23 protein-coding genes and 1 tRNA gene are annotated in these 26762 nt (G+C 48.3%); 8 read left to right on the top strand and 16 right to left on the bottom strand.

The annotated features are described in order from the left end of the window. From tig to ACJ67_RS07475, 3 genes are all read right to left on the bottom strand, one after another. A complete protein-coding gene (gene tig, locus ACJ67_RS07485; protein ID WP_049638537.1) occupies positions 1-1311 on the bottom strand; it encodes a trigger factor in 1311 nt (436 codons plus the stop codon). 285 nt (positions 1312-1596) lie between these two features. Continuing rightward, a complete protein-coding gene (locus ACJ67_RS07480; RefSeq protein ID WP_049638536.1) occupies positions 1597-1971 on the bottom strand; it encodes a Rid family detoxifying hydrolase in 375 nt (124 codons plus the stop codon). A 149-nt stretch (positions 1972-2120) separates the two neighbouring features. Continuing rightward, positions 2121-2205, bottom strand: a tRNA-Leu gene (locus tag ACJ67_RS07475). A 149-nt stretch (positions 2206-2354) separates the two neighbouring features. Here ACJ67_RS07475 and ACJ67_RS07470 point away from each other — a divergent pair. The 4 genes from ACJ67_RS07470 to ACJ67_RS07455 are packed head-to-tail and all read left to right on the top strand — an operon-like array spanning position 2355 to position 8286. Beyond that, a complete protein-coding gene (locus ACJ67_RS07470) occupies positions 2355-2591 on the top strand; it encodes a hypothetical protein (RefSeq protein WP_018985288.1) in 237 nt (78 codons plus the stop codon). 16 nt (positions 2592-2607) lie between these two features. After that, positions 2608-4038 carry a TolC family protein gene (locus ACJ67_RS07465; protein WP_231587117.1) on the top strand — a complete coding sequence of 477 codons (1431 nt, stop codon included), beginning with the start codon at positions 2608-2610 and terminating at the stop codon, positions 4036-4038. Between the two features lie 15 nt (positions 4039-4053). Continuing rightward, complete coding sequence (locus tag ACJ67_RS07460) at positions 4054-5115, top strand: efflux RND transporter periplasmic adaptor subunit (protein WP_049638534.1); 1062 nt, start codon at positions 4054-4056, stop codon at positions 5113-5115. Between the two features lie 36 nt (positions 5116-5151). After that, a complete protein-coding gene (locus tag ACJ67_RS07455) occupies positions 5152-8286 on the top strand; it encodes an efflux RND transporter permease subunit (RefSeq protein ID WP_049638533.1) in 3135 nt (1044 codons plus the stop codon). Between the two features lie 50 nt (positions 8287-8336). On the opposite strand, the gene ACJ67_RS07450 is transcribed toward ACJ67_RS07455, so the two are convergent. Genes ACJ67_RS07450 through ACJ67_RS07435 form a run of 4 tightly spaced genes read right to left on the bottom strand, consistent with a single transcriptional unit; the run spans position 8337 to position 12586 of the window. Then, a complete protein-coding gene (locus ACJ67_RS07450) occupies positions 8337-8993 on the bottom strand; it encodes a hypothetical protein (protein WP_049638532.1) in 657 nt (218 codons plus the stop codon). A gap of 1 nt (position 8994) precedes the next feature. Beyond that, the gene (gene pabB, locus ACJ67_RS07445; protein ID WP_049639823.1) at positions 8995-10464 is read right to left on the bottom strand and encodes an aminodeoxychorismate synthase component I; all 1470 of its coding nucleotides are present in this window, start codon (positions 10462-10464) and stop codon (positions 8995-8997) included. Next, positions 10455-11507, bottom strand: coding sequence for a hydantoinase/oxoprolinase family protein (locus tag ACJ67_RS07440; protein ID WP_049638531.1), 1053 nt, complete (start codon positions 11505-11507; stop codon positions 10455-10457). The genes pabB and ACJ67_RS07440 overlap by 10 nt, the downstream gene beginning before the upstream one ends. Beyond that, positions 11504-12586 (bottom strand): ATP-grasp domain-containing protein, encoded by a 1083-nt coding sequence (locus ACJ67_RS07435; protein WP_049638530.1) that lies wholly within the window; start codon positions 12584-12586, stop codon positions 11504-11506. Before ACJ67_RS07435 ends, ACJ67_RS07440 begins: the two co-directional genes overlap by 4 nt. Between ACJ67_RS07435 and ACJ67_RS07430 the strand changes: the two genes are divergently transcribed. Further along, complete coding sequence (locus ACJ67_RS07430; RefSeq protein WP_049638529.1) at positions 12581-13267, top strand: HisA/HisF-related TIM barrel protein; 687 nt, start codon at positions 12581-12583, stop codon at positions 13265-13267. The genes ACJ67_RS07435 and ACJ67_RS07430 overlap by 6 nt on opposite strands. 69 nt (positions 13268-13336) lie before the next feature. On the opposite strand, the gene hxlB is transcribed toward ACJ67_RS07430, so the two are convergent. The 3 genes from hxlB to tal form a co-directional block, all read right to left on the bottom strand. Beyond that, a complete protein-coding gene (gene hxlB, locus ACJ67_RS07425; RefSeq protein WP_049638528.1) occupies positions 13337-13873 on the bottom strand; it encodes a 6-phospho-3-hexuloisomerase in 537 nt (178 codons plus the stop codon). A 107-nt stretch (positions 13874-13980) separates the two neighbouring features. Continuing rightward, positions 13981-14613: a 3-hexulose-6-phosphate synthase gene (gene hxlA / locus ACJ67_RS07420; RefSeq protein ID WP_018985298.1), complete on the bottom strand. Its 633-nt coding sequence runs from the start codon at positions 14611-14613 to the stop codon at positions 13981-13983. 172 nt (positions 14614-14785) lie between these two features. Beyond that, positions 14786-15739 carry a transaldolase gene (gene tal, locus ACJ67_RS07415; RefSeq protein ID WP_049638527.1) on the bottom strand — a complete coding sequence of 318 codons (954 nt, stop codon included), beginning with the start codon at positions 15737-15739 and terminating at the stop codon, positions 14786-14788. Between the two features lie 274 nt (positions 15740-16013). Here tal and ACJ67_RS07410 point away from each other — a divergent pair, with 274 nt between their 5' ends. Continuing rightward, on the top strand, positions 16014-17165 hold the full coding sequence (locus ACJ67_RS07410; RefSeq protein ID WP_049638526.1) for an aromatic ring-hydroxylating dioxygenase subunit alpha: 1152 nt from the start codon (positions 16014-16016) through the stop codon (positions 17163-17165). Between the two features lie 59 nt (positions 17166-17224). Next, positions 17225-18088 (top strand): DMT family transporter, encoded by an 864-nt coding sequence (locus ACJ67_RS07405; protein WP_156171703.1) that lies wholly within the window; start codon positions 17225-17227, stop codon positions 18086-18088. Between the two features lie 84 nt (positions 18089-18172). Here ACJ67_RS07405 and ACJ67_RS07400 read toward each other — a convergent pair whose 3' ends face one another. The 6 genes from ACJ67_RS07400 to typA form a co-directional block, all read right to left on the bottom strand. Beyond that, entirely contained in the window at positions 18173-18793 is a 621-nt protein-coding gene (locus tag ACJ67_RS07400; RefSeq protein ID WP_049638524.1) for a response regulator transcription factor, read from the bottom strand. A gap of 32 nt (positions 18794-18825) precedes the next feature. After that, the gene (locus ACJ67_RS07395) at positions 18826-20127 is read right to left on the bottom strand and encodes an ATP-binding protein (RefSeq protein WP_049638523.1); all 1302 of its coding nucleotides are present in this window, start codon (positions 20125-20127) and stop codon (positions 18826-18828) included. Positions 20128-20253: 126 nt separating this feature from the next. Continuing rightward, complete coding sequence (locus ACJ67_RS07390; protein WP_049638522.1) at positions 20254-21066, bottom strand: polyphosphate kinase 2 family protein; 813 nt, start codon at positions 21064-21066, stop codon at positions 20254-20256. A 197-nt stretch (positions 21067-21263) separates the two neighbouring features. Beyond that, complete coding sequence (locus ACJ67_RS07385; RefSeq protein WP_049638521.1) at positions 21264-21638, bottom strand: hypothetical protein; 375 nt, start codon at positions 21636-21638, stop codon at positions 21264-21266. A gap of 563 nt (positions 21639-22201) precedes the next feature. After that, entirely contained in the window at positions 22202-22654 is a 453-nt protein-coding gene (locus ACJ67_RS07380) for a DUF2846 domain-containing protein (RefSeq protein WP_049638520.1), read from the bottom strand. A 361-nt stretch (positions 22655-23015) separates the two neighbouring features. Next, positions 23016-24824 (bottom strand): translational GTPase TypA, encoded by a 1809-nt coding sequence (gene typA / locus ACJ67_RS07375; RefSeq protein WP_049638519.1) that lies wholly within the window; start codon positions 24822-24824, stop codon positions 23016-23018. A 389-nt stretch (positions 24825-25213) separates the two neighbouring features. Between typA and ACJ67_RS07370 the strand changes: the two genes are divergently transcribed. Beyond that, on the top strand, positions 25214-26761 hold the full coding sequence (locus tag ACJ67_RS07370) for a DEAD/DEAH box helicase (protein WP_049638518.1): 1548 nt from the start codon (positions 25214-25216) through the stop codon (positions 26759-26761). Position 26762: the final 1 nt, after the last annotated feature.

Here is a 26762-nt window from a genome sequence, read left to right as displayed (position 1 = left end):
TTAAGCACCTGCCATCATCAATTCATCAAATTTAATTTTTTTGCTGGTCACTTTGGCCTTGTCCAGCACCCAAGCCACCACATTTTCTTCAGTTGCAAGTGCAGCTGGTTCGTCCAAGCGTTTGACATCAGCATAATACCAGCTCACCAACTCATCCGGTTTTTCAAAACTTTGTGCAAACGTATCTACCATGGCACGCACTTGATCTGCTGTTGCCTGCAAATTGTTGCTATTAACCAACTCGCTCAATACGAGTCGCAACTTGGCATTGCGCTGCGCTTGAGCCTCGAATACAGAAGGCCCCATAGGAACCTGTGCCGGATCCACGCCACGCTGACGCAAGTTTTGCGCTGCAACTTGCATCAGGCGGTTGGTTTCAGCTGAAACAATCGCTTTGGGCAGTTCGAAGCTGGTTTCATCAACCAATGCCTGGAAAACGGCTTCTTTAATACGTGCTTTGAGTCGCTTGTCGACTTCCTGTTCCAGACTTTGCTTGATTTCGGCTTTCATTGTCTCAATGTTGCCATCTTCCACACCCAGGTTTTTCGCGAACTCTGCATCCACTTCAGGGTAAACTGGTTGGGAAACCGAGATAAACTTCACATCATAAGTGACTGTTTTTCCAGCCAATTGGGCTGGGTTGTGATCTTCAGGATAGGTAATATCAAACGTCTTTTCAGTACCGGCCTTACCACCGATCAATGCATCATCAAACTCTTTCACCCGGCCTGGCTCACCGATGACAAGGTCGATCCCGCGGTCACCCGTACTCTCAACTTGCTGACCATCCATAGACGCTGTCAATGTAATATTGATGCGGTCACCTTTTTTAGACATGCGTTTGACTGGCTCGTAACTTACGCGCTGTTTAACCAGTACATCCAGGGTTTTCTCAACGTCAGCATCGGTCAACTCCAGAGTTGGACGCTCGATTTTGACTTTTGTCAGATCACCGACAGCCACTTCCGGGAAAATTTCGAAAGTAGCAATGTATTCAAACTCTTCAGCCGCATCCTTGAATGGGATGTGTTCAATGTTAGGGAAACCTGCCACGCGTAATTTATTCTGTTCCACAGCCTCACCAAAGCTGGTTTCAACCGCTTTGGAATAAATTTCATCACGCACCTGGTCACCATAGTGTTGATTCACCAAACCAATAGGTGCTTTGCCTGGGCGGAAACCAGCAAATTTGGCGGTACGTGAAATTTGCTGTAAACGTTGTCTGATTTGCCCTTCGAGCGGAGCCAAAGGGACTTTGATGGTCATGCGACGTTCCAAGTTGCTGACTGTTTCAACAGATACTGCTGCCATGCTGAACTTCCTGTAAAAATCGTTTTTTTAACGATGGGTTATGTAATTGGGCGCCATCAAGTGGGCATTAATCATATTTTCACACAACCTGACCACAGTAAAGTGTTAGACAAGTGATCAAATGATGAAAAAAGAGCATAAAAATATAACACAACTCCGAATTGAAATAAACTTTAAGCCAGCAATCCTGAAAGCAGCAGCACGATCATTTTCTGCTAGTCAACACAAGCCACTAAAACGGCTCATTCATTATCAATATGGAGTACAAAATCTGGACTTCAAGACCTATGCTAAAGCAACAATCGCCTCAATCTCTACCAAGACATCTCGCGGCAACTTGGCTACTTGCACGGTAGAACGTGCAGGCGTATGGCCGGCAAAAGCTTCTGCATAGACCTGATTCATGGCGGCAAAGTCATCAAGGTTCTTGAGGAAAACGGTGGTTTTAACCACTTGCTGCAAAGTACCGCCTGCAGATTCGATAATGGCCTGCAGGTTAGCCAGCACCTGACGGGTTTGCACCACGATATCACCATCATTCAAACTGCCATCTGGACGCAAAGCAATTTGCCCTGAGGTATAAAGCATATTAGCAACCACAACCCCTTGCGCATACGGTCCGATGGCAGCAGGTGCATTTGATGTTTGTACGATATTCATAGTGATCCTTTCTGGTCGCAGCCCGATTGGGCGCATGAAAATATTACCTGATAGAGTATGGATAGCCGATTAGAGTAAGATGCTTAAAACAACAAAGGCTCCCTGAACGGAAGCCTGTTTTATTCATTACCACCACCATTCAATCCAGGTGGTGCGAAAGGAGAGACTCGAACTCTCACGCCTCGCGGCGCTGGAACCTAAATCCAGTGCGTCTACCAATTTCGCCACTTTCGCAATCATTGTCAGCTAAAACCGACAATTCAGTATTATAGCCCATTTTAAGCTGATCTCACAAACTTATAGTCTTCACATTGACAAGCCCGCCGTTCAACTGCAAGATGCTGGACTAATCATCATAAATTAAGTTGTTCATGGGACGGAATATGCATTCAGCCGAAGAAAACATGCTCAGGGCAGAACTTGAGCTTTTAATGCGAGAGCGTGAATTATTGCTGAAGATCACCGGTGTGGCTGCTGGTTTAATCGCTGAACTCAACACCACAGACCTGCCAATTCGCACGGTTGAGGCAGCTGACTTACTGGCAACCACCATCAACCAGTTGCCGGAAGACTTGCTGCAAGACGCGTTGGATGCTGCCCACGCGACCATTGTTGAATAAATAAACACCGGGCAATGTGCAACTAGCACCCGCCTTCTGCAATGCCATGCGCCTGCTTGCTTACGTTTTACCGCTTTTGTTAACCGCCTGCGGTATCGCCTTTCAGGCTAACCCTATTCCAGAGCAACAGAACATAGAAACCATACAGCAGGCGACGCCAACACAGAATGGTTTTAAAACGTTTGTTCAAACGCAGTCACCTCAAACCACCTGGCCTATTCAAGCCTGGGATATTGATAGCTTAACTTTATCGGCCCTGTACTTCCACCCGCTGCTCAAAGTGGCCAAGTCTGATTATGCCGTCGCATTGGCGGGCATCACTAGTGCCGGGTTGCGCCCGCAAGTGGGGCTGAATGGTCACTTATCCCAGAGCAACCGTGCCAATGGTGATATCAACCCGTGGGCTTATGGCTTACAGGTGGACATTCCGGTCATCACGGCCAACAAACGACAAATCAATATAGAAATCGCGCAATATCAGGCCGATATTGCGAAAATCCAGATTTCGGAAACTGCGTGGATGCTACGCCAGCAATTAAGCATGGACCTGATCCAGCTGGCGGAGCAACAAGCCATGCAGGCTAATCTGGCCAGGCTACAAAAATCCCAGGAAGCTTTGCTGGCAGCCTATCAAAAGCGCCTGGATCTTGGTATGGCAGGCAATGCTGATGTGCTGCCCATCCGCCTGCAGCGTGACCAGTCAGCCTGGCAACTGCAACAGTTAACCTTACAAATCAGGCAAACTGAACAGAAAATCCTGCATGATGCTGGCTTGACCGAGCAGAACAACCTGCCCCTGACGATTACCCCCATCCAGCTCTCGCAACTATTGAAATCCCGCTTTGCGCAATCGCAAACCTATGCCGATGCGGCAACAATCCAGCATTACGCCCTGACCAATCGTATGGATATCCAGCGTGGACTTGCGCAATACGCTAAAGCCGAATCACAACTCAAACTGGCAATGGCAAAACGCTATCCGGACTTGTCGCTGAACCCTGGCATCGCCTATGAATATGGCGATAAAATCTGGGGATTAGGCATAGGGACCATGCTTAATTTACTCAACAAATCTTCAGACCTGTGGGCGCAAGCGGAGCAAGTACGCCAAAATGAAGCAACCCGTTTTTATGCCTTACAGCACCAGGTAATCCAGTTATCAGAGCAGTCCTTGATCAGGTATCGTGGTGCCGCCAATCTGCTAGTGACCCTGACACGTGAATACGAGCAACAATCCAACCGCAAGGCACAGTTGGAAAAACAATGGCGTCAGGGACTGATAGACAAAACGGAATATCTGCAAACAGAAATCCAGTTTTACAGTGCACAGCAACGCCTGATCACCCAGCAAGCCAATGTCATGCGGTCTTTGCAGGAAATCGAAAATGTCATGCAAAAGCCCATTGCCCTTTCACAGCGTGAAATGGCATCTGCCAACCAGAAATAAAGAGGTGCCAGCAAAATGAATAAAAAAGCACTTTGGATTATCGGCGCCCAGATTGTTTTTATTGTGATCCTGATCTGGACGATAGTTTTCGTTGGTCGTGATGAATATGAGTCCCTTCAGAGTGAAGATGAAGAGGAAATTGAAAGTCCGCTAAGGGTTTCCGAACAAAATGGCTTACAAGTCGTCAAGCTGAATCTTGCCACGCAGAAAAACAGCGGCATTAGCGTGCAACCTTTACAAGCTTACAATTATCACGGCAATATCAAGGTGCTGGGCTCCGTCATTTCCATCCAGACACTGGTTGACTACAACAGCCAGTATCAGCAGTTGAAGGCACAACTGGCCCTGGCTGAAAGTGTGTTACCAAACCATCAGTTACAGTACCAGCGTTACAAGCAATTAAACGAAGATGATAAAAACGTTTCTGATAAAGCCGTACAGGAAGCACAGGCACTAGTGATTAATGACCAGACGCAGATCAAAACTGCACAAGCACAAATCAAGGCACTCACCGATACCATTATCGCCCAATGGGGACAACCGCTGGCCACATTGGTGACGAAACACCCTACGCCAGGCCCACTCCATGATTTACTGATGCAGAAAAAAGTGCTGGTACAGGTCAGCTTTCCGCTCAATTTTAAAGCGCCTGAAGGCAACTCCAGCATATTTATATCGCCGATACAGGATGAGATCCCTCCGATCCGGGCAGATTATGTTTCACAGTCAATACAGACCGATATTAGCAACATTGGCAAAACTTACTTTTATAGCGCTCCGGCAGACTACTTGCGTGTAGGCATGCGAGTGAATGTTGTCCCGGCGAACGCGTCGTCCTCCATGAAGGGTGTCATTGTGCCAAACCAGGCAATCGCCTGGCATGGCGGCATGGCCTGGATATATGTCAAAACCAAACCAGACACGTTTTTGCGCAAACCTGTCGCATCCGACATTGAGCTGGATAACGGCTGGTTTGATAATAGCCTCGCCCCCGGGACAGAAGTAGTGACCCGCGGTGCACAACTGCTGCTTTCAGAAGAATTCAAGTTCCAGATCAAGAACGAAAATGATGACTAAGCTGCAACCACAGCCAAACAAACAGGAGCCATCCGCATGATGTCGGTACTGGTCAGGTTTGCTATCCGTTTTTATGGCGTGATTATAGGCCTGGCCATACTCGTGATTGTCTATGGTGGCTACAGCCTTAGTCAAAGTGACTTGAATGTTTTTCCAGAATTCGCGCCTACACAGGTAGTGATTCAAACTGAGTCGCCCGGCCTGTCAGCCAGTCTGGTCGAAAAGCTGGTCACACAGCCGATAGAAAATACTATTTCCGGTGCGATAGGAATTAAAAGCCTGCGTTCACAATCCATTCCTGGTCTGTCGATTATTACGGTCATCTTCCAGGATAAATCAGACATTTACCGCAACCGGCAAATCGTTGCCGAACGCCTGAATATGCTAGGTAACCAGTTGCCGCCAGGCATTGTGCCCAACATCACGCCCTTAACCTCTTCAGCCAGCACTGTGCTGGGGCTGGGGGTGACCTCGGACAAACTCTCGCTAATGCAATTGCGTACCTTGGTAGACTGGCATCTCACTCCTCACTTAATGGCCATTCCTGGGGTAGCTGATGTCAATGTATATGGCGGCGAAGTACGTCAGTTCCAGATCAAGATTGATCCACGCAAGTTGATGCTGTATCAACTGAATGTGCAGGATGTGGTCAACGCTGCCAGCCGCGCCACTGGTGTACGCGGTGCAGGTTATATTCAAAATGATAACCAGCGCATTATCTTGAATAGTCAGGGCCAAACGACTACGCCGGAGCAATTAGCCAATATCACCCTGCTGCGCAAACTTGGCCGCACTATCCGCATCCGCGATGTTGCAGAAGTCACCGAAGGCGCCGCTCCCTCTATCAGTGCCGCGGCTGTCAATGGTCAACCCGCAGTATACCTGTCGGTCCAGGGCCAGTTAGGTGCCAACGTGTATGCCTTGACCAAGCAACTAGAGCGCAAACTCGCCGATATCAAACCCAGCCTGACGACACAAGCAGTTACCCTGCATGAAGGCTTGTTCCGCCCGGCAAATTTTATTGAAACGGCTATCCACAACTTACGTACCGATATCCTGATCGGCTCGGTGCTGGTGGTGTTAGTACTGTTTGTTTTCTTGTTTAATGTCCGTACAGCCGTCATCTCTGCCACTGCCATTCCGCTATCATTGCTGACAGCCATCGTTGTCCTTTACCAATATGGCGTAGGCCTCAATATCATGGTGTTGGGTGGCCTGGCGATTGCATTGGGTGAAGTGGTAGACGATGCCATTATTGATACGGAAAATATTTTCCGGCGCTTGCGCGAGAACCGCCTGCTTGTCCAGCCTTTACCCGCAGCCAAAGTAGTATTCCAAGCCTCCATGGAAGTACGCAGCTCTGTGGTCTATGCCACCATGATTGTTGCCCTGGTATTTTTGCCCCTACTCACACTATCAGGAGTCGCAGGGAAACTGTTTGCCCCATTAGGCTACGCTTATATCTCAGCGATTTTGGCATCGTTGGTGGTCGCCCTGACGCTAACCCCTGCCCTGTGTTATGCCTTACTCGCCAATGCACCGCTTAAAAATGAAGACTCTCCTTTATTGCATTGGTTGAAACAACGTTATGTGAAATTGCTGCATCTGATCGAACATCGTTATCAGTTGATCTTGGCAACCAGTTTTATTTGTATTGCATTGGGTCTCGCCGTCCTGCCTTTATTCCGAGGACAATTTATCCCTGCGCTGCGTGAAGGCCATTACATCTTGCACATGACGGCAGTGCCTGGCACTTCAGAAGTGCAAACCCTTAAGTTGGGCAACCAGGTCACCAATGTGTTACTGGACATTCCAGGAGTGAGGAGCGTCGCGCAATGGGTGGGCCGTGCCCCTAATGCAGCAGATACCTTTGGCACCCATTACAGTGAGTTCGAAGTTGAAATCGGTACCGTTTCCGGTGCCGAGCAAGAGCGTATCCTGCATAATATTCGGGAAGAGCTTGCGGGTGAAACAGAAGATGATGACGCTGATGGCAAGGTAGAATTAGGATTTGTCGGCGCCAACTTTGCCATCAACACCTTTCTCACCGAGCGGATTGAGGAAACCATTTCCGGCTATGCCGCTGGCCTGGTGATCAATATTTATGGCCAGGATCTGGATGCACTGGACAGGGATGCCCAGAAAGTGGCGAATCTGCTCAGCAATATCCGTGGCGTGCGCGATGTCATGGTGCAATCACCACCGGAAACCCCGGAAATTATCATCAGACTCAAACAGGAAAAACTTGCCTTATGGGGTTTGCAACCCATGGATGTCCTGGATACTGTCAAAGCCTGTTATGAAGGGGTGCCGGTCAATCATGTGTTTATGGGTAACCGTTCTATAGGCGTTAGCGTACTTTTGAATGATGCCTCGCGGGATGATATTGCCGACATGCGCAATATCCCGATTTTTAACCCAGAAGGTCAAATGCTGAAATTATCCGATGTCGCATATGTGGCACAGGAAGGCGGTCGCTCCAAAATTTTGCACGCCGGGGCCAAGCGCATACAAACGATTACGGCAAATATCAGTGGCCGTGACCAAGCCTTATTAATTCAGGAGATACGCAACACGCTACATAAAAAACTGCAATTGAATAGCGGTAACTACCTGGAGTTTTCTGGAGAAGCCGAAGCCAATGCCCAATCACGTCAGGATTTGATTATTCACTCCCTGGTAGCAGGTGTAGCGATCTTCCTGATGCTTTATATCGCCTTTGGCCGCTTGCGTAATTTAATGCTAACTTTTGCCAACTTGCCGTTTGCCTTGATCGGTGGCGTGATTGCCACCTTCTTTACAGGTGGCTGGATTTCGGTAGGCACACTGGTTGGGTTTGTGACTTTATTCGGCATCACATTGCGTAACTCGATCATGATGATTTCGCATTTTCAGCACCTCGTTGATAAGGAAGGTTGCAGGTGGAATCTGGAAACCTGTATTCGCGGCGCCTCAGAACGCTTGCCTTCAGTATTGATGACCGCTTTGGTCACCGCGCTGGGGTTGTTACCGCTGGCTATTGGTAGCGGTGAGCCTGGCCGCGAAATTGAAGGACCGATGGCGACGATTATTGTGGGTGGCCTGATCTCGTCTACCATCCTCAATTTGCTGATTCTGCCAACGATCATGCTGCATTTTGGCCGCTTTGAGAAAAGTGATGCTTTAGAATAAATTCCTCAGCAGGAACTATTAGACTTAAAGAATAAATCTGCGTGCGTGAGTTACTCGGTTTTCAATAAATAATCTTGATCCGGATGACCTGAAAACCCCTCTTCAAAAAGTCTATATTGGCTTTGATGCAGTATCCAGGTCTGGAATTTGGCCTGCTTGAGTAAACTAGAGAAGCCTTGATCGACCATGTCTATGGCTTGAAGTTGTTCTAGTTGCAAACCATGATGCATCGCTAACAATCGATCATCTGATTTGACCAGTAGTAAATGGCTCGCTTCCAGTTGCCAGGCTAGCCAAGCGGCCAGACTATCTGATGTGATGTCCCAGGTTTCAGGCAAGGCCCACTCATTAACAAGCACCGGGTTCAAAGCCATTTCGCTGGGCAACCACACCAAACCACGATGTTGCCAGCCACTTTCTGCAATCTCTAGCGGATTGCGTACCAGTGTTAACGCTGGCACCATTGCCACCAGACTACGCGCCATCTGATCCATGGCATAGATCGCCAGTGCATGCGCCTGCTGGTCATTGATATGCCCATCAGCCATCTCGGCACGCATGCGTTGAAAGTCGCGCACGGCATCGGCGTACATGCCGCCACCCGGCACAATAATCACCTTGCCGTCACCCCAGCGCGCAACCAGTTGCAGCCATTTTACCAAGCTGCCGTAGTGTGTCACGCTACCCCCGAGCTTGATCACCCACATGTTATTGTTCCTGAGTTTTCATTTTGTTATAAGCAGCCACAAGCTTGAAGAACTGCGAGGCTTTATCAAAAGTTTCCTGATACTCACGCGCGCAATCCGAGTCTGCCACCACGCCACCACCGGCAAAAAAGGTCATGCGATGATTGCATATCACAGACGTCCTTATCGCGATATTCGTATCCATGCTACCATCAAACCCGATGTAACCAATACTACCGCAATAGATGCCGCGCCGGTGAGGCTCAAGCTCTTCAATAATTTCCATCGCTCGCAATTTTGGTGCACCTGTAATGGAGCCGCCAGGAAAACAACCCCGTAATAAATCCAAAGCGTGAAAACCAGCGGCCAAAGTCCCGCGAACAATACTCACTAAGTGATGTACATTGGTAAAACGTTGCAATTTAAAAAGCGCATCGACCTTGACCGATCCGACTTCACAAACCTTGCCGATATCATTGCGTAGTAAATCCACAATCATCAGGTTTTCGGCTCTGTCCTTGATGCTGTTGGCCAGCTCTTGTGCGACCTCTGCATCCAGAGCGACGTCCTGGTGTCTGGGTCGGGTACCTTTGATCGGTCGTGTTTCTACTTTTTGGTCAATAACCTGCAGGAAGCGTTCCGGCGACATGGAGAGGACGGCAAAAGGCATCCCCTTGCCATCATCCACTTGTAAATATGCCATGAAGGGTGCGCGGCTCAACTGCCTGAACTGGTCATAAGCTGCGCAAGCATCACCTTTGACTTCGACGACAAAGCGTTGCGCCAAGTTGATCTGGTAACAATCTCCCGCCCGGATATACTCTTTCACACGCTGGAAAGCCTGCGCATAGTCTTTCTGGCTCATATTGGCTTGTATCTCGCCATGTACTTCAAAAGGAGACAGCACCTCTTCGACTTGTGTTTGCAGCAACTGCTGATGAAAGGCTTTGAGGGCCTTGTGCTCTGTGAATCTGGCATGTGACACTAATTTGCAATCCCCAAGATGGTGGTCCACCACAATCGCCCAATCATAAATACCCACCAGCAATTCTGGCAGTGGCATATCCTCATTCGCCAGTTCTGGCAGCGCTTCGATACTGCGCCCCAAGTCGTAAGAAAAATAGCCTAGCGCCCCCCCGGCAAACGGGATATCAGCGCTACGCTCAACCTGATGTAACAACAGCCACTGCTGAATAACGCCGAAAGGGTCATCTTCTGACTGCTGCACTGTGTCATTGGCATGCACTTCGGTATATGGCCGGCGATGAATGATTTTGGCAACTGGCGCCGCGACGACAATATCAAACCGGGCACCAAGGCTGACTTCTTCATCCTTGCTTGCCTGAATATGGACTGCCTGTGTATGAGTTGCCTGGCTTTGAGACGTCTCCACCCTTCCGCTCTCAAGCAACATGGGCCAAGGCAGATGCTTGACCTGCCTTAACCAGTGCATGCCATCGGCATATGGTAACTCAAGCGTGATCAATGCCATGTTTGCCATAACCTCGCCACCGCATAGGCAGGAAAACACACTTCTACATCTATTTTTAGTTGTGCGTGAACTGCTGGCAGTAAGCCAGAAAACGCCTGGTAAGGCATCTGCAACCTTCGCGCCAAGGTCTCTACAAGGAAACTGCCAGCACCGAGCCCTAGCAAGGACACTGGTTGAGTGGACGCTTGATTGAGCGTCATATGGATAGCGCGCATTAATACTTCCAATTGCTTTTCTTTAAATACTTCGGCCAATGATTGCCAAGTCGGTTCATCTGCATCAGCAAAGTCGTGTCCGACCATACGCGCCAGACGCCGCATGCTATCAACCACCGACCGCCCCTGCCCATCCGCTGTATCTGCCATGTCATAGTCAGGTGATAATTCGCCAAGCACGCGGTAAACATCCGCGGTTGTTGCAAAATATTCAGCCGCAATGTGGCGAATTTTTCCTTGCCATTGTATCGTCGGACCCAAAGCCATTAAAGGCGTTCGCACTACCCCTGTATAAAACAAACTCTGGCTGGCCATTCGTTCAGCATCGGTCCAACCCGCAGGCTGCACTTGCTGTTGATCACATACAGTAATATCACTGGTGGTACTCCCAATATCCACTACCAGTAATGGAGAGTCTTCTTGCATGGTAGCCAAGCATTGCGCAGAAGCATGCCAGTTCATGGAGGCAATATGTTGTTCATTCCCTTTAACCTTGGCAGTAAACTGCGCGCCTTGTGCTGCTGATGCCATATAGAACCCGACATGTGGCAAATACGCATTCACCGTTTGCGCAATAGCACGCACACCCTGCAAGCGGTTATCAAACAAATCGACCAGTTCACCCGTCATCGTCACCGCATGATCACAGCGTTCAGATTCTATGCGCCAATCATGTAATACATGCTGGATGGCAGCTTCAAGCAAAGGCAATCCCTTCCATAAGGCACATGCCTGTTGCGATACACGCAAAATCTGGCCTTGGCTATCCAGCATCACGGCTTTGACATGCGCACCGCCTATATCCCAACCTATTACTGGTGGTTTCATACTGGCAAAGACTCCTCATGAGCGATTGCAGCCGTTGCCAAGTTCAGTGTCGTTGAAGTCTTTGCAATAGCAGGGTTGAGCAACTGGTTCAATGCGGCATCCAGAATCATTTCAGCCGGATTGGCGCTGAGTAATTGAGACAAAGCCATATAAGGCGTGGTTAAGCGCGGATTGACTTCTACCAGGATTAATTGATTGTCCGCCGTCAATATCATGTCAGCCCCCCAATAACCAAGCAAGCCGGGGATCGCACGATGCACCTGTTCAGCAAGGTCTTGCATGGCGGGCAGATATTCAGCCGCTTGATTCACGCCCGCCCCCTGAAAACGGAACATGCCCTCTTGAACTGTAATCAATTGTTCATGCCCGGCAATGACTTTTACCTGGTCTAGGGTAGATAGGACAGACATGCTTAATGCACGTCCTGGCAAGTAAGGTTGCAGAAGACAACGAGATGAAGAAACCAACTCATTTAAATTATTTTTATTTTCAAATTCAATAAGTTCAAACTTATTATTAAAGTAATAGGTTAATTCACACCCAGCGCCATCATCCGGCTTAATGACCCACCCATTCAACACGGCATCACCGTACCAGGGCAGGCTTTCCAGAGGCTCCGCCTGATCTAGAAACACATAAGGCAAGACAGGAATACCTGCTTGCTGGCACATGTCTGTCATGAGCGATTTGACGCTGGTTTGGTGAATGCCTTCGGCTGTACAGCCTATCCAGGGTTTGTTCGCCGCTTGTACCAGGGTATGCATGTCATACAAAATGCCCCCCGTTTCTGGTGCGATCACCCAACAGGCATCAATATCATGCGTGCTTAATTGCTGACGCCAAAGCGTATACGGATCATCATCGGGATGAACAGCCTGACTAGCAGCATGCTGGGGCGCTGCAACGCGCCAGTCATGGCTAGTGATACAATCAACGCCCAGCGCAGTGAGATCGGCCAGCAATGCATCGCGCATCAGCAAGCCTTCTTGCAACAAACTGCCAGGCAAAGGCTCGGAAGCCAGGCCGCCAGCACTGACATATTCACAGACCCAGATTTTCAAGCGAGATTTATTGTGCATATTATTCCCGTCATCGATTTGATGCATGGCCAGGTGGTACAGGCCGTAAAAGGGCAACGCCAGCATTATCGTCCAATTCAATCACAACTGACGGATAGTCATACCCTGCTCGATGTGGTGGCTGCTATTTTACAAGTTTATGCGTTCGACTGCCTGTATATTGCCGATTTAAATGCAATCACTGGCCATGCCCCTCATTTAAAGCTGATCAAACAAGCCATGGCAAGTTTTCCTGCACTGCAATGGTGGGTGGATGCTGGTTTTAGAAATGACAAAGACTTACAACCCTGGTTGGACAGTGGCATCAGGCCCATCATCGCCAGTGAATCAATGGCTGACCTAGAGACCTATCAATCCATGCGTAAAATGACTGCCCAAGCCGTACTGTCTCTGGATTTTTTCCAGGATGGATTTCATGGACCAACAGATTTACAGGAGCATGCAACACTATGGACACAACCGACCGTACTCATGAGCCTGCCTAAGGTTGGCGCCAATCAAGGTCCCGATATTGAGAAAATGGCAACGATCAAGCGAACACTGCCCAACCAACAGCTATATGCCGCCGGCGGCGTCAGGCACATGGCTGATATTCATGCGTTAGATCAGGCAGGTGCAACTGGTGTGCTGGTAGCCAGCGCCTTGCATCAAAAGAAAATCACGGCCGCAGATTTTGCCTAGAAGGCGACTGAATAAGCGATAAAAAACCGGCTTTTAAGCCGGTTTTTTATCGTCAGGATAATCCGAAAATTATTCCAGGTTAGCGTGCAATGCGCGCATACCTTCTTCAGTCAGGCCTTTCGCGTGGATCAACTCAGAAATGGCACCTTCCAGGAACACCAGAGTGGACAATTCAAATTGACCGCCCATAGGCATGCCTTTAACTAATGGGAAGCTGTCATCTTGACCAATCTGGATCACAAGATCAGCCACATCAGCCATAGGAGAAGATTTCTTCATAGAAATCACAACCAGCTTCGCGCCCACTTCTTTGGCTTTTTTCACGAATGGCAGCAAGGTGGCTGTACCGCCGGAACCTGAAACCAGCACCAACAAGTCGCCTTTTTTGATGGCTGGGGTCACGACTTCACCAATCATGTATACGCTGTAGCCAGAATGCACCAAACGCATTGCGAAGAAACGTGAAACCAGCAAGGAACGGCCTGCACCACCGATAAATGTGGAACCGGCTTCGTCAACCAGCTTCAATAATTCAGCGGCTTTTGATTTATCAGTCACATCCAGAATGCGTTTCAGGTTATCCAGAATAAATTGTTGATGATCCATTTTTTAATCCTGTGTAAACAAAAATAATTGAATAAAAAACCCGACACATTGCTGAGTCGGGTTTTTTGTCTCGCTGATCAATAATTACTTATTGATGCTTAAATGAATTAAGCGTGAGCGATAGCAGTGATTTCTGCAGCAGCAGCAGCTGGGTCAGCAGCGCCGTAGATAGCAGCACCAGCAACGATGATAGTCGCGCCAGCGTCACGTACTTGAGCAGCTGTAGCAGCTTTAACGCCACCAGCAACAGAGATGTCAACACCCAGGTTCAAACCGGCAACAGCAGCCAGGTCAGCAAATGGAGTTTGACCAGCAGCTTGTTGGTCCAAACCAGTGTGGATACCGATGATGTGAGCACCAGCAGCAGCAACTTCTTTAGTACGAGCAACTTTGTCTTCAACGCTGATCAGGTCAACTTGAGCTTTTTTGCCGTATTTGTTAGCTGCTTTGATTACGCCTTTGATTGTACCGATGTCGGATACGCCCAAAACTACGCAGATGTCAGCACCTGCTTTGTAGAATGGCTCAGACTCGTACTCACCAGCGTCCATAGTTTTCAGGTCAACCAGGATCTTGTTGTTTGGGAACTTAGCGCGCAGAGTTTCCAGCAATTTGATACCGTTGTGCTTGATGCATGGTGTACCGATTTCCAGGATGTCAACGTGTGGAGCAACTTTTTCTGCCAAAGCGATAGTTGCGTCAAAATCCAATGAGTCTAATGCCATTTGTGTTAATGCCATGTTTTTCTCCAAAAATTAAAATTTAAATGCTATTGCTAGCGTACTACCAATTCAAGCTGGTCGCTCATAGTAAGCTTGCAGCCAAAATAAGTCAATGTTGCAGGCCCATTTGTGCCTGACTTAAAAGTCAAACGGGCAGGTTCCTGCCCGTTTGCATTATCGCAGTGCGATATTACAGTTTTGCGGCTAAAGCGTCTTCCAGTTTTTTCTGGTCAGCTACGAAACCACGAATACCTTCTGCCAGTTTTTCAGTCGCCATAGCGTCCTGGTTCAACTGGAAGCGGAACTCTTCTTCAGTCATTTTTGCTGGCACATCTTTAGTCTTGCCACCGTCTTTCAACACTTGCGCCAATGTACCTTCTGTCGCTGCCAACTCTTGCAGCAGGTTTGGGGACACGGTCAAACGGTCACAACCAGCCAGCGCAATCAGTTCGCCAGTGTTACGGAAAGAAGCACCCATCACAACGGTTTTGTAACCGTGCTCTTTGTAGTACTGGTAGATGGCACGTACGGAAACCACACCTGGGTCAGTTTCTTGTGTGTATTCAGTGCCTGGGTTTTTCGCTTTGTACCAGTCAAGGATACGGCCCACGAATGGGGAAATCAGGAACACGCCAGCTTCAGCACATGCACGCGCTTGACCGAAACCAAACAGCAAAGTCAGGTTACACTGGATACCTTCTTTTTCAAGTTGCTCACCGGCTTTGATACCTTCCCAGGTAGAAGCCAGCTTGATCAGTACGCGCTCTTTGCTGATGCCAGACTCTTCGTACAATTTGATGAGCTTGCGGCCTTTGGCAATCATCGCGTCGATGTTGAAAGACAGACGTGCATCCACTTCTGTAGAGATACGGCCTGGAACCACTTTAGTAATTTCAGCGCCAATCAACACTGCAAGTTTGTCAGCAGCATTTTCAATTTGTTGTTCTTTGGAACCACCTTGTGCTTTTGCATAAGCAATGGCAGTCTCAATCAATGGTGCGTACTCTGGGATTTGGCTGGCTTTCAACACCAGAGATGGGTTTGTGGTTGCATCCACAGGTTTAACACTTTTGATTGCTTCAACATCACCAGTGTCAGCCACGATGGTTGTCATTGCTTTCAACTGATCTAATAAGTTTGCCATTCGATTGCTCCTAAAAATTGCAATAATCGTTTACGTATAGTTATACATAGAAACCTCCAACATTATAACTGAATTTATTTGAGTTGGTTAAGCCTCGTTTTTGCTTTAAATAGGCGCCAGCCTTGGGGCAGCCAGATACGAACCATACATTTTTTTGATTAAAATCAAATGATTGAATCAGGTTTTTACAGTGGATAAAGGGGTTCTGACTTTTCATTTATCCCCTTTTCGGGCACAATTCACCTTTTTTGCAAGTGATTAATCAGTTGGGCATATGGGTTCTGTCACCTCTTTAAACAAAGAACAAAACCAGACTCGCTTCGCACAATTACCTGTCGATTGGTATCTGCATCCGGAGATATATGCGCTGGAGCAGAAACACCTGTTCGCGGCAATTCCACAATATATCGGCCACGAGCGCATGATCCCCAATGCGGGTGATTATCGCGCCCTGGACTGGATGCACAATGCAACAGCCCTGGTAAATCAAGCCGGCAAACCTCAGCTCATCAGCAATATTTGCCGCCACCGCCAGGCCGTGATGCTCAATGGCCAGGGTAATACTCAACACATTGTTTGCCCGTTACATCGCTGGACCTATGATTTAGGCGGGCAACTGTTAGGTGCGCCGCATTTCGAACAAAACCCCTGCCTGCACCTCGAAAAACAGGCCCTGACTGAATGGCAAGGCCTGTTATTTAAAACCAATGACCAGGCCACCAAGCAAAAAGGCCTGGAGATTGCAAATATCCTGAAACAGCTCGGGTGCAAGCAAGATTTCGACTTCACCGTCTACCACTTTGATTCCGCCATTGTCGATCATTACGATTTCAACTGGAAAACCTTTATTGAGGTTTACCTTGAAGACTATCATGTCGGGCCTTTCCACCCGGGCCTGAACCAGTTTGTCGATTGCGGTGAACTGAACTGGGAGTTTGGCGAGCATTACAGCGTACAAACGGTTGGCTACAAACCATTGCCGGATTACAGTCTCTCCCCTGTTTACAAACAGTGGCAACAAGCAGTGACTGATTACCAGCAAGGCACTACGCCTAAGTATGGCGCGATCTGGTTTGTACTCTACCCATTTCTCATGATTGAATGGTATCCCAACGTGCTGGTGGTCTCTCACATTATTCCCACTGGCATTGAATCTTGCCAGAATGTGGTTGAGTTCTACTATCCTGAAGATATTGCCTTATTTGAACGCGAATATATCAAAGCCCAACAGGCGGCTTATTTTGAAACAGCGGTTGAAGACAAAGAAATTTGCCAGCGCATGCATGACGGCCGCAAAGGGCTGTTTATGCTAGGCAAAGATGAACGTGGCCCTTACCAGCATCCCATGGAAACGGGTCTGGAACACTTTCATCAGTGGTACCGCAAGCAGATGGAGCCGCATCTGCCTGACCATTTACAGCGCTAGGCTTCTGTTTGCTAAAGTCCCGACAAGTAAGTGACAGGCATCCCAAACACTGGCACCCTGTGCATTGGCGCCTTGGCAGTTACTGGATGCTGTTGGCAGGGTTAGGATTTGCCATCATGGGGGCTTTTGTGAAAGCAGGCTCGGCGCGTTTCACCTCCAGTGAGCTGGTATTTTACCGCTCTGCGTTTGGTTTCCTGATGATTGCGGCGCTTGTCTGCTGGCAACGCAAGCCCTTGAAAACACCATTACTCGCCATGCAGCTACGTAGGGCGTGCATAGGCTTCACGGCTTTGCTACTGTTCTTCTATGCCATCGCGCATTTACCGCTCGCCACAGCGATCACGCTTAACTACACCTCACCGATGTTCCTGGCCCTGCTCTCGCCATGGCTGCTAACAGGTGACAAACCACTTACACGTCAACAACGGTTAGTGTTGAATATGTGTGTCGCAGGTGGATTTGCTGGCATTTGCCTGCTACTGCAACCCACGTTTCATAGGGACCAACTGCTTGCTGGCGGCATAGGCCTACTCTCTGGCATAGGCGCCGCCCTGGCCTACGTTCACGTCAAACAGTTAGGCATACAAGGCGAGCCGGATTGGCGAACTGTGTTTTACTTTACCTTGGTTTGCACTGTTGCCAGCGTATCCTGGATGCTCATTGACCATATGACCGCCCTAAGCTGGCAAGACCTGCCGTTATTAACTGGCCTGGGACTATCGGCGACCTTCAGCCAACTGGCGTTGACGCGTGCTTATCGCACCGGTAACACCCTGACGGTAGCAAGTCTGGCTTATAGCACCGTGGTGTTTGCCACGTTAATAGGCATCATTGTCTGGGGTGAAACCTTGAGCTTGCACGAGATTGCCGGCATGTTACTGATTGCTGCTTTTGGCATATTGAGTACGCGTAGCAAACAATAAAGCGCTCTTGCAACCAATAAAAAAGTCACTCTTAAAATCAAGAATGACTTTTTAAATAAACGACCAGTCACTGGAGTGAGTGTGTTAAGGCTCCAGCAATCCGCAACGCATAGCGATCAGTGCAATCTCCGCCGAGTTTTGCGCGTTGAGCTTTTGCTTGATATTGTACAAATGCGTCCCCACGGTACGCGGACTCAGGAATAAGGTTTCTGCGATTTCGTTGGTCGACTTACCACGCGCCAGCGACATAAACACTTCAAACTCGCGTTCACTGAGCACATCGACAGGGTTCTGCTCACCCGACAACTGTTGGATAGCCATTTGCTGCGCCACGCTAGCTTCAATATATTTTTTGCCCTGCGCCACACTGCGGATTGCCTTAATCAGCTCTTCAGCCGCGCTACGTTTGGTCACATAGCCCATAGCGCCCGCATTCAGCACGCGTTTCGGATGCACGGAATCTTCATGCGCAGACAGCACCAGAATACGTGCATGATTATCTTTGGCCAAAATACGCTCAATCGCCTCCATACCACCGATGCCGGGCATGGTGATGTCCATGACCACGACTTGGGGCTGGTGTTCGACATAGGCCTTGATGGCAGCTTCACCACTTTCGGCCTCAGCAATCACTTTGATTTCCTGGTCTGATTCGAGCAACATTTTAAAGCCCATCCTGACCACGGCATGATCATCCACCAGCATTACACTAATCACGTTTATCTCTCCCTTTTATTCTATGCTGATTGTATAGGCAATCTAATTTCCAGAGTGGTTCCGCGACCGGCGTCTGGCTGTGAAACCACTTTAAACTGGCCATGCAAGGCCTGGACACGCTCACGTATGCCAAGCAGGCCGAAATGCTGTGTTTGATCTACCGTTTCTATTTGCATGCCTACCCCATCATCACAAATCATCAGACGCAAACCCTCGGTATCCGTCAGCAGATGTACGTTGATGCATTGGGCATGGGCATGTTTAATGGCATTATTCACCGCCTCTTGCACAATCCGGTAGAGGTTGATGTTCACGTTTTCGCCCATTGGCGGGAACTCTCCAGACACATGTAACTGAATATTCAATTCAGGATGCTGAGCCTGGTAGCCTGACACCATGTCGCGTAGCGTTTCTACCAAGCCCATGTTATCCATGGCAGCCGGACGCAGCTGGCGAATAATATTATGCATACCATCGTAAATATGGTTGGCCGCAGCGACGATGGTTTGTGCACTGGCCGCAATGTCAGGCGCATTTTCCCTGGTTTTATTGACAATGGCGACGGCAAAAGTCTTGATCGCGGTTACATATTGCCCCAGCTCATCATGTAGCTCTCGTGCCAGGCTACGTCGCTCGTCTTCAATATGCTGCTGGATTAGCTGTGTCAACTGGCGGTTCTGTTCCAATTGCCGCTCGGCATCCAGCGACACCGCCATCTGATTAAGGCTCAAGCCTATCCTGTCAAACTCAGGCACTGAAAAGCGCTCCAGACGCGCGGTTAAGTCGCCCTGCTCTATGCGGTTAATGGCATGCAAAATATGCCTGACCGGCCGTAAAGCATGACTCAGCAACCCATACACCAGCAAGTTAAGCAGCACAAAAAAACCGACTCCCATGGTCATCAACTGCAAAAAACCGGACCATGCCTCGCGGATAGAGCCTTCTGCACTAGAGGTGATAATCAATGTACCGTAACGAATACGACGCGTCACTGTTTCCACTTTCGGGGCGACCAATTTGACAAACCACTCCGGTGGATTGATCTCAGATTTAAACGTTGAAGTCGGTGAAATGTACAAAGGGTTATTGGAATAGTCGTATAACTCGATACGGCTGCTACGCACATAGCCCAGGGAGCGCAAAAAATCTTGCAACACATAATGCGTAGGCCCCAGACTGGGATTCATGGCCGAACTGACAATGACGGTATCCAGTAACTGCACTGTCACCCGCGTAGCTGCCTCTACCCGCTCGCGAATACTGTCTTTGGTATCGCGCACCAGCACCACGCCTGCCGCGACCAGAAAAACGAGCGACAGCATGGTGACTAAAAGATTTAACCTGAAACGTAAACTCATGGGCTTGATGATAATCGCAATTCGCCTATTAAACTGTAACTACCGCGTATTCTCACAGCGTAAAATCATTAAATTCTGCAAGGCCAGCGCTTAGTCTTTAATTTTTAACGCATCCCACTCTTTTGGTTTAGGTGGATAAGCCAGTGGCAACGCATTTAAGGTCTCCAGCAACAGGCGAGAAATCAGCAGATTGCGGTTGGTTTTTGAGTTGGCCGGAATCACATACCAAGGGGCATATTCGGTAGAGGTGGCTTGCATAGCTGATTCATACGCTTGCATGTACTCATCCCAAAGCGCACGCTCTTCAAGATCTTTAGGGTTAAATTTCCAATGCTTGGTCGGCTCATCCAAGCGCTCTTGCAAGCGTTCCTTCTGCTCCTCTTTTGAGATATGTAAAAAACACTTGATCAAAGTCGTACCGGTCTCGGTCAACATACGCTCAAAATCGTTAATCTGCTGGTAACGGCGTTTGCATTCCGCTCCATCAATCCAGCCATGCACCTTCACAATCAACACGTCTTCATAATGGCTACGGTTAAAAATAACCAACTCACCCTTGGCCGGCACTTGGGCATGCACGCGCCACAAATAATCATGCGCCAACTCATCAGCACTAGGCGCCTTAAAACTCGCCAGACGGATGCCCAACGGGTCACAAGCACTAAATACTTGTTTGACTGTACCATCCTTGCCACTTGTATCCATGCCCTGCAACAGCAAAATCACCTTATGCTTGCCCTCCGCATGCAAAATATCCTGCCGCGCATTAATCGCCTCAGTCAGCTTTGCCAACTCGGCCAAATCTTGCGCTTTATCTTCATTACGCGCGGATCGATCATCTGCAGAATATTGCTTGAGGGAGAATTTTTTAGAGTTAACGCGGTATTTTTCCAGCTTTTCCATGAGGCCTGCCAAGATTAAAAAATCACAAGCAGTGTATCTCAAGCTGAGAGGGTTGCAAAAGGTGAGTCTAAGTGAGAAGCATAATGCGTGGGTGATACGTTAACAATATTCGACTCTGATCGTCTTAATGAGTAATTAAATATCTAACCACTCAATCGTCGTTGCCGTTAAATAAAATCATCAGCAATACAACCTTGTCATTTATCCAGCCCTGCCAGAAATCGTATCAATATAAACGCGCCAAAGGTAATCAAACACTGCACCAAAGGCAAAAACAGAAAAATCAATGCGCCTTGCGCATCCGGGCGTACAAACAAGGTGTGGTAATAAGCCGCTATAGCCAACATAACCATTACCGCTGAAACCGCAAGCCACCAAGACTGAGCACGAGTAGTCTTCAACAGTTCAGTCGCACAAGCCATCAGCAAATAAGGCAACACGCTCCAAAGGCAAATCAGTATTCCCGCTTTGCTGTGTAAAAAACGCCAGTCAGTGGCGGCAACCCGCTCAAAAGAGACCTTAGACACTCCGCCTAGCAAAGCCAAACTTTGGATTTTATTTGTTGTATGCATAGTCATCGGTTTACATCGAACTGGGTGGTTTTAGTGGTTGTCGGGATTGATCAATACGCGTGGGCAAAACAAGTTGCCCACCCTACTCGACTGTTCATAAAAGAATCTTTTCGCCGGTCCCGCTTGACTGATGGGTTAGCATCAACTTTTGACGCCTAAGCACCTGTAATGGGGATATTGTCACATGCATTTCTTGGGGTCGTTAACTTCCAGCTATCTATTCGATATGTATCTTTAGGTATATGAACTATATACGAGCAAGTCTTTGAGATACTTCGTCCCAACACAATATTTTTATCGTCCTCAGATACTATTGTCCAGCCTGGACCAAGTTGATTATAGTGTCGGCCAATTTGCATGTTTAAACTATTCTCGATGTCAGCAATCTTTACGGAATTCATACATGATCCGAGAAAGATTAAAGGCCCAAAACTGCAAGTTAACAATATAAGTTTTTTAAAAGCCATGGGACTTTAAACCTAACGTTAATGTTGTTGCTAACGTTTGACATAAGGGGCGGTGCGCGTCAGCGCAGCGTCCCGCTTGATGGATGGGTTAGCCATTTATTTGTTCTGTTTTGACGAAGCAGAAGCAACCGACGGTATATATGTGCAATTGCTAATATCGGAGAGTGCATTTGCTTTCTCTACAGGGTTGAGTGTCCAAGTTGCTACATTTAATCCATTGAGCCGGACATAGTAGTTTTCACCCGCTTTGGTGCAAAGATTCAGGTCGGTTTTTTTACCGAAATTTGCGTAGTAAGACCAAAATTGATGGATATGGTGACAACCTTCGCTGACATAGAAATAGGTATAGCTCCCACCACTTAGATCAGCGGTTTTATTCCCATCAATGGTGAATTGTGCATCAAAGGCTCCAAGCAGAAATTTGTCAGGCCGATATATGTAGATTGCGGAAGCTGATGCTTCAGGTTTCGGAGCGTCTTGATAGGTTGGTCCACTTGACGCGCAACCGACTAAAGTAAATAGCAATAAAACTAGAAAAAGAGTACGCATTTAAATTGCCTATGGCTAACGTTAATTAGACCCCAAAAACGAACCTAAATTTTTATTGAGTCCTGAGTCTATAAACTTATTAAAATTATTTATCATAATAAAATCAATGCTTAGAGATTTTTTATTACACCCTTAAAACTGGATATCGCAATGGAAAACACAACTCAGCTAAAACCGGCCCTAAAGTTTTTCCTTATCAAACGTTACGGATGAGCTTTGTGGCCAACGCGCTAAAGAAGCCTGTGCTGATTTAAAGCTATTTTTTAAACCATTTCAAGCGCACTTTTGAATACTTAATCAGCCAGTATTCTTGCAATAAAAAAACGCCAGCTTCTGCTGGCGTTTTTTACGATCAAATGACTTAGTCTTTAGAAGCACGTTTACGCTCGTGCTCTAACAGGTAGCGTTTGCGCAGACGGATGGTTTTCGGTGTGATTTCAACCAATTCATCATCGTCAATAAACTCTACGGCACTTTCCAGGCTGAGTGAAACTGGTGGAATCAAGCGTACCGCTTCATCAGTCCCAGAGGCACGCACGTTGGTGAGTTGTTTACCTTTAATTGGGTTAACAACCAGATCGTTGTCGCGGCTGTGAATGCCGATGATCATGCCTTCATACAATCTGTCGCCTGGGCTAGAGAACATTTTGCCGCGATCTTGCAACTTCCATAAGGCATAGGCAACAGCCTCGCCTTGTTCAGCTGAAATAAGCACACCATTACGACGGCCTGGCATGTCTGCTTTTACAGGGGCATATTCGTCAAAAATATGCGCCATCAAACCTGTACCACGGGTTAAGGTTAAGAACTCACCCTGGAAACCAATCAGGCCACGTGCTGGGATGCGATATTCCAAACGTGTACGACCGTTACCATCAGATTCCATGTTGGTCATTTCACCACGGCGGCGACCCAACTCTTCCATGACTGCACCCTGGTTTTCATCTTCAACGTCGACCGTCAGGATTTCATAAGGCTCACATTTTTCACCATTGATTTCTCTGAACACCACACGTGGTTTACCAACGGCGATTTCAAAGCCTTCACGACGCATGTTTTCCAGCAAAATGGTCAGGTGCAGCTCACCACGGCCTGATACACGGAATACATCGGTGTCTTCTGTATCTTCAACGCGCAAAGCTACGTTAACCAATAACTCTTTGGTTAAACGATCACGAATTTGACGTGAGGTGATGAATTTACCTTCAGTACCGGCCAGTGGCGAAGTGTTCACCATAAAGTCCATGGTCAAAGTCGGCTCATCTACACCCAGATGTGGCAAACCTACAGGCTTATCACGATCACAGATGGTGAAGCCAATACCGATTTCTTCAATGCCTGAAATGATCACAATGTCACCGGCTTCAGCTTCTTCAACCGGCACGCGCTCCAAGCCTTTAAAACCAAGCACCTGGTTGATACGGCCTTGTGCCACTTGTTCGTCTTCGCGCATCACTGCCACTACCTGGCCTGGCTTGATGCGGCCATTGGTGATACGGCCCACGCCCAAACGACCGGTATAAGTAGAGTAATCCAGAGCCGAAATTTGCAATTGCAGTGGCGCTTCGCTGTCACCTTTAGGCGGTTCAACATGACTTAAAATCGTGTCAAACAGCGCGCGCATATTGTCTGAAGGTGTCTTCAGGTCCAGCGTTGCGAAACCATTCAATGCTGAGGCATAAACAACCGGAAAGTCCAATTGCTCATCGGTCGCGCCCAGGTTGGCAAACAAATCAAATGTATGGTTGATCACCCAATCAGGACGCGCACTTGGGCGGTCCACCTTGTTAATCACCACAATAGGTTTTAAACCGAGGGCCAAGGCTTTCTTGGTCACAAAACGCGTTTGCGGCATCGGGCCATCAACGGCATCCACCAGCAACAATACGCCATCCACCATCCCCAACACACGCTCCACCTCACCACCAAAGTCGGCGTGCCCAGGAGTATCTACAATATTGATGTGCGTGCCTTCATAGGTTAAGGCCGTGTTTTTTGCCAAAATAGTAATACCGCGCTCTTTTTCCAGATCATTACTATCCATCACCCGCTCTGTCACCGCTTGGTGTGAAGCAAACGTGCCAGATTGCTGGAGTAATTTATCAACCATGGTGGTTTTACCGTGGTCAACGTGGGCGATAATTGCGATATTTCTAAGATTGCGTGCCATGTGAACTGCCATATGTTTGGAAAGGGCGCGATTTTATCACAAATCAACTAAATATTTGACTTTTAAAATAAAATGGCTATACTGCGAACAACTTTAAAACGCAGCTGGTACTTGACCCGCTATCTTAACGTTTTAGATTCATTGCCCTGACCTGTCGATAACTCGCGAAATTTTGAGGTTATCATCTTTAGATGAAGTCTTCATGACACATCTTCTTTTATCGGTTAGTGGCCATGCCCAAGCGCCGGTAAAAGCAATTCATTTCTAATCATGTAATGTTGCTTTGGCTTTGTTAATCGTCCCTCACATCAAAATGTGTTGGTCAAAATTACAAGCTTTGATTTTGCTTTACTAGCGCCCTTTTTAATTGTTGATGAAAGGGACATTCCTTGTCTTTTGCAGATTTAAATCTTGACCCATCCATTTTGCGTGCATTAACCGATGCAGGCTATGAAAACCCAACCCCTATCCAGGCGCAATCTATCCCTGAAGCATTACAAGGCCGTGACATCATGGCCTCCGCTCAAACCGGTACAGGCAAAACCGCTGCTTTCACCCTGCCCGCATTAAACCTGCTGGCAACCCAACACCCGGTCCACAGCCGTGGCCCACGTATTCTGGTGCTGACACCAACACGTGAACTGGCAGCACAAGTGAACGAAGCCGCCCGTAAATACGGTAAATTCCTGCGCGCCCGCTGTATCAGTATCGTGGGTGGCATGCCTTACCCATTGCAAAACAAACTGCTGTCACAGCCATTAGATATTCTGGTAGCGACTCCAGGCCGCTTTATTGACCATCTGGAACGCGGCCGCATTGATTTAAGCCGCTTGCAAATGCTGGTGCTGGACGAAGCTGACCGCATGCTGGACATGGGCTTTATGCCAGACGTTGAGCGTATCTGTGAAGCCTTGCCTGCTGAGCGCCAAACCTTGCTGTTCTCTGCGACGCTGGATGGCATTATGGATATCGGCAAACGCTTCTTGCGTAACCCGCTCACTATTCAAGTGGCTGGCCAGAAAGAAAAACACGCCAATATTGAACAACGCCTGCACTTTGTGGACGACATGAACCACAAAAACAAACTGCTGGAACACTTGCTGATTGCCCCAGATGTGAATCAAACCATTATTTTCACTAGCACCAAGCGTCACGCTGATCTGCTGGCTGAAGACCTATATGCTGCAGGCCATAAAACGGCTGCATTGCATGGTGATATGACACAAGGTGCGCGTAACCGCACACTGACCAAACTGCGTCATGGCGACGTGAAGGTGTTGGTTGCCACCGACGTGGCTGCACGCGGTATCGACGTACAAGGCATCTCACACGTGATCAACTACGACCTGCCAAAATTTGCAGAAGACTATGTGCACCGGATTGGCCGTACTGGCCGTGCGAACAACACTGGTGTCGCCATTTCATTTGCCTCTAACGCTGACCGTCACCTGCTGCGCAAAATTGAGCAGTACACCGGACAGAAACTACAGGCTGAAGTGATTGCCGGTTTCGAACCTAAGCGCGCAGCGCGCATGGATGATGGCGAAGGCCGTCGCGGCAAACGTCCAGGCCAAGGCAAACCACAGGGTAAAGGCGGTTTCCGCCGCGATGACCGTCAAGGTAAGTCTTTTGGCGATCGCGTTGCCCGTGAAGGCGGCAGCCGTGACTCACAAGCTAACAAGCCACGCGCCCCACGCCCAACCGAGACCAGAACAGACAAAGAAGTCAACGGTAATAGCAAGAGTTACAACAAAGATACCGACTTTCAGTTTGCACGCGCATTGGCTGACGAGTTTGGTCAACGCCGTCCACGTCCAGCCGGCAACAACCAGGAGCGCTTTGGCAACCCAAATGCTAACCGTGGCAATAACAAACCACGTCCGGCAGGTAAGTCGTTTGGTGATTCTGGTGTAAAACGTCCTCGTTCATTCGTTTAAG

Origin of the sequence: Methylophilus sp. TWE2, assembly GCF_001183865.1 — a bacterium.
Classification (GTDB): domain Bacteria; phylum Pseudomonadota; class Gammaproteobacteria; order Burkholderiales; family Methylophilaceae; genus Methylophilus.
This window is presented reverse-complemented; position numbering and strand designations above follow the sequence as displayed.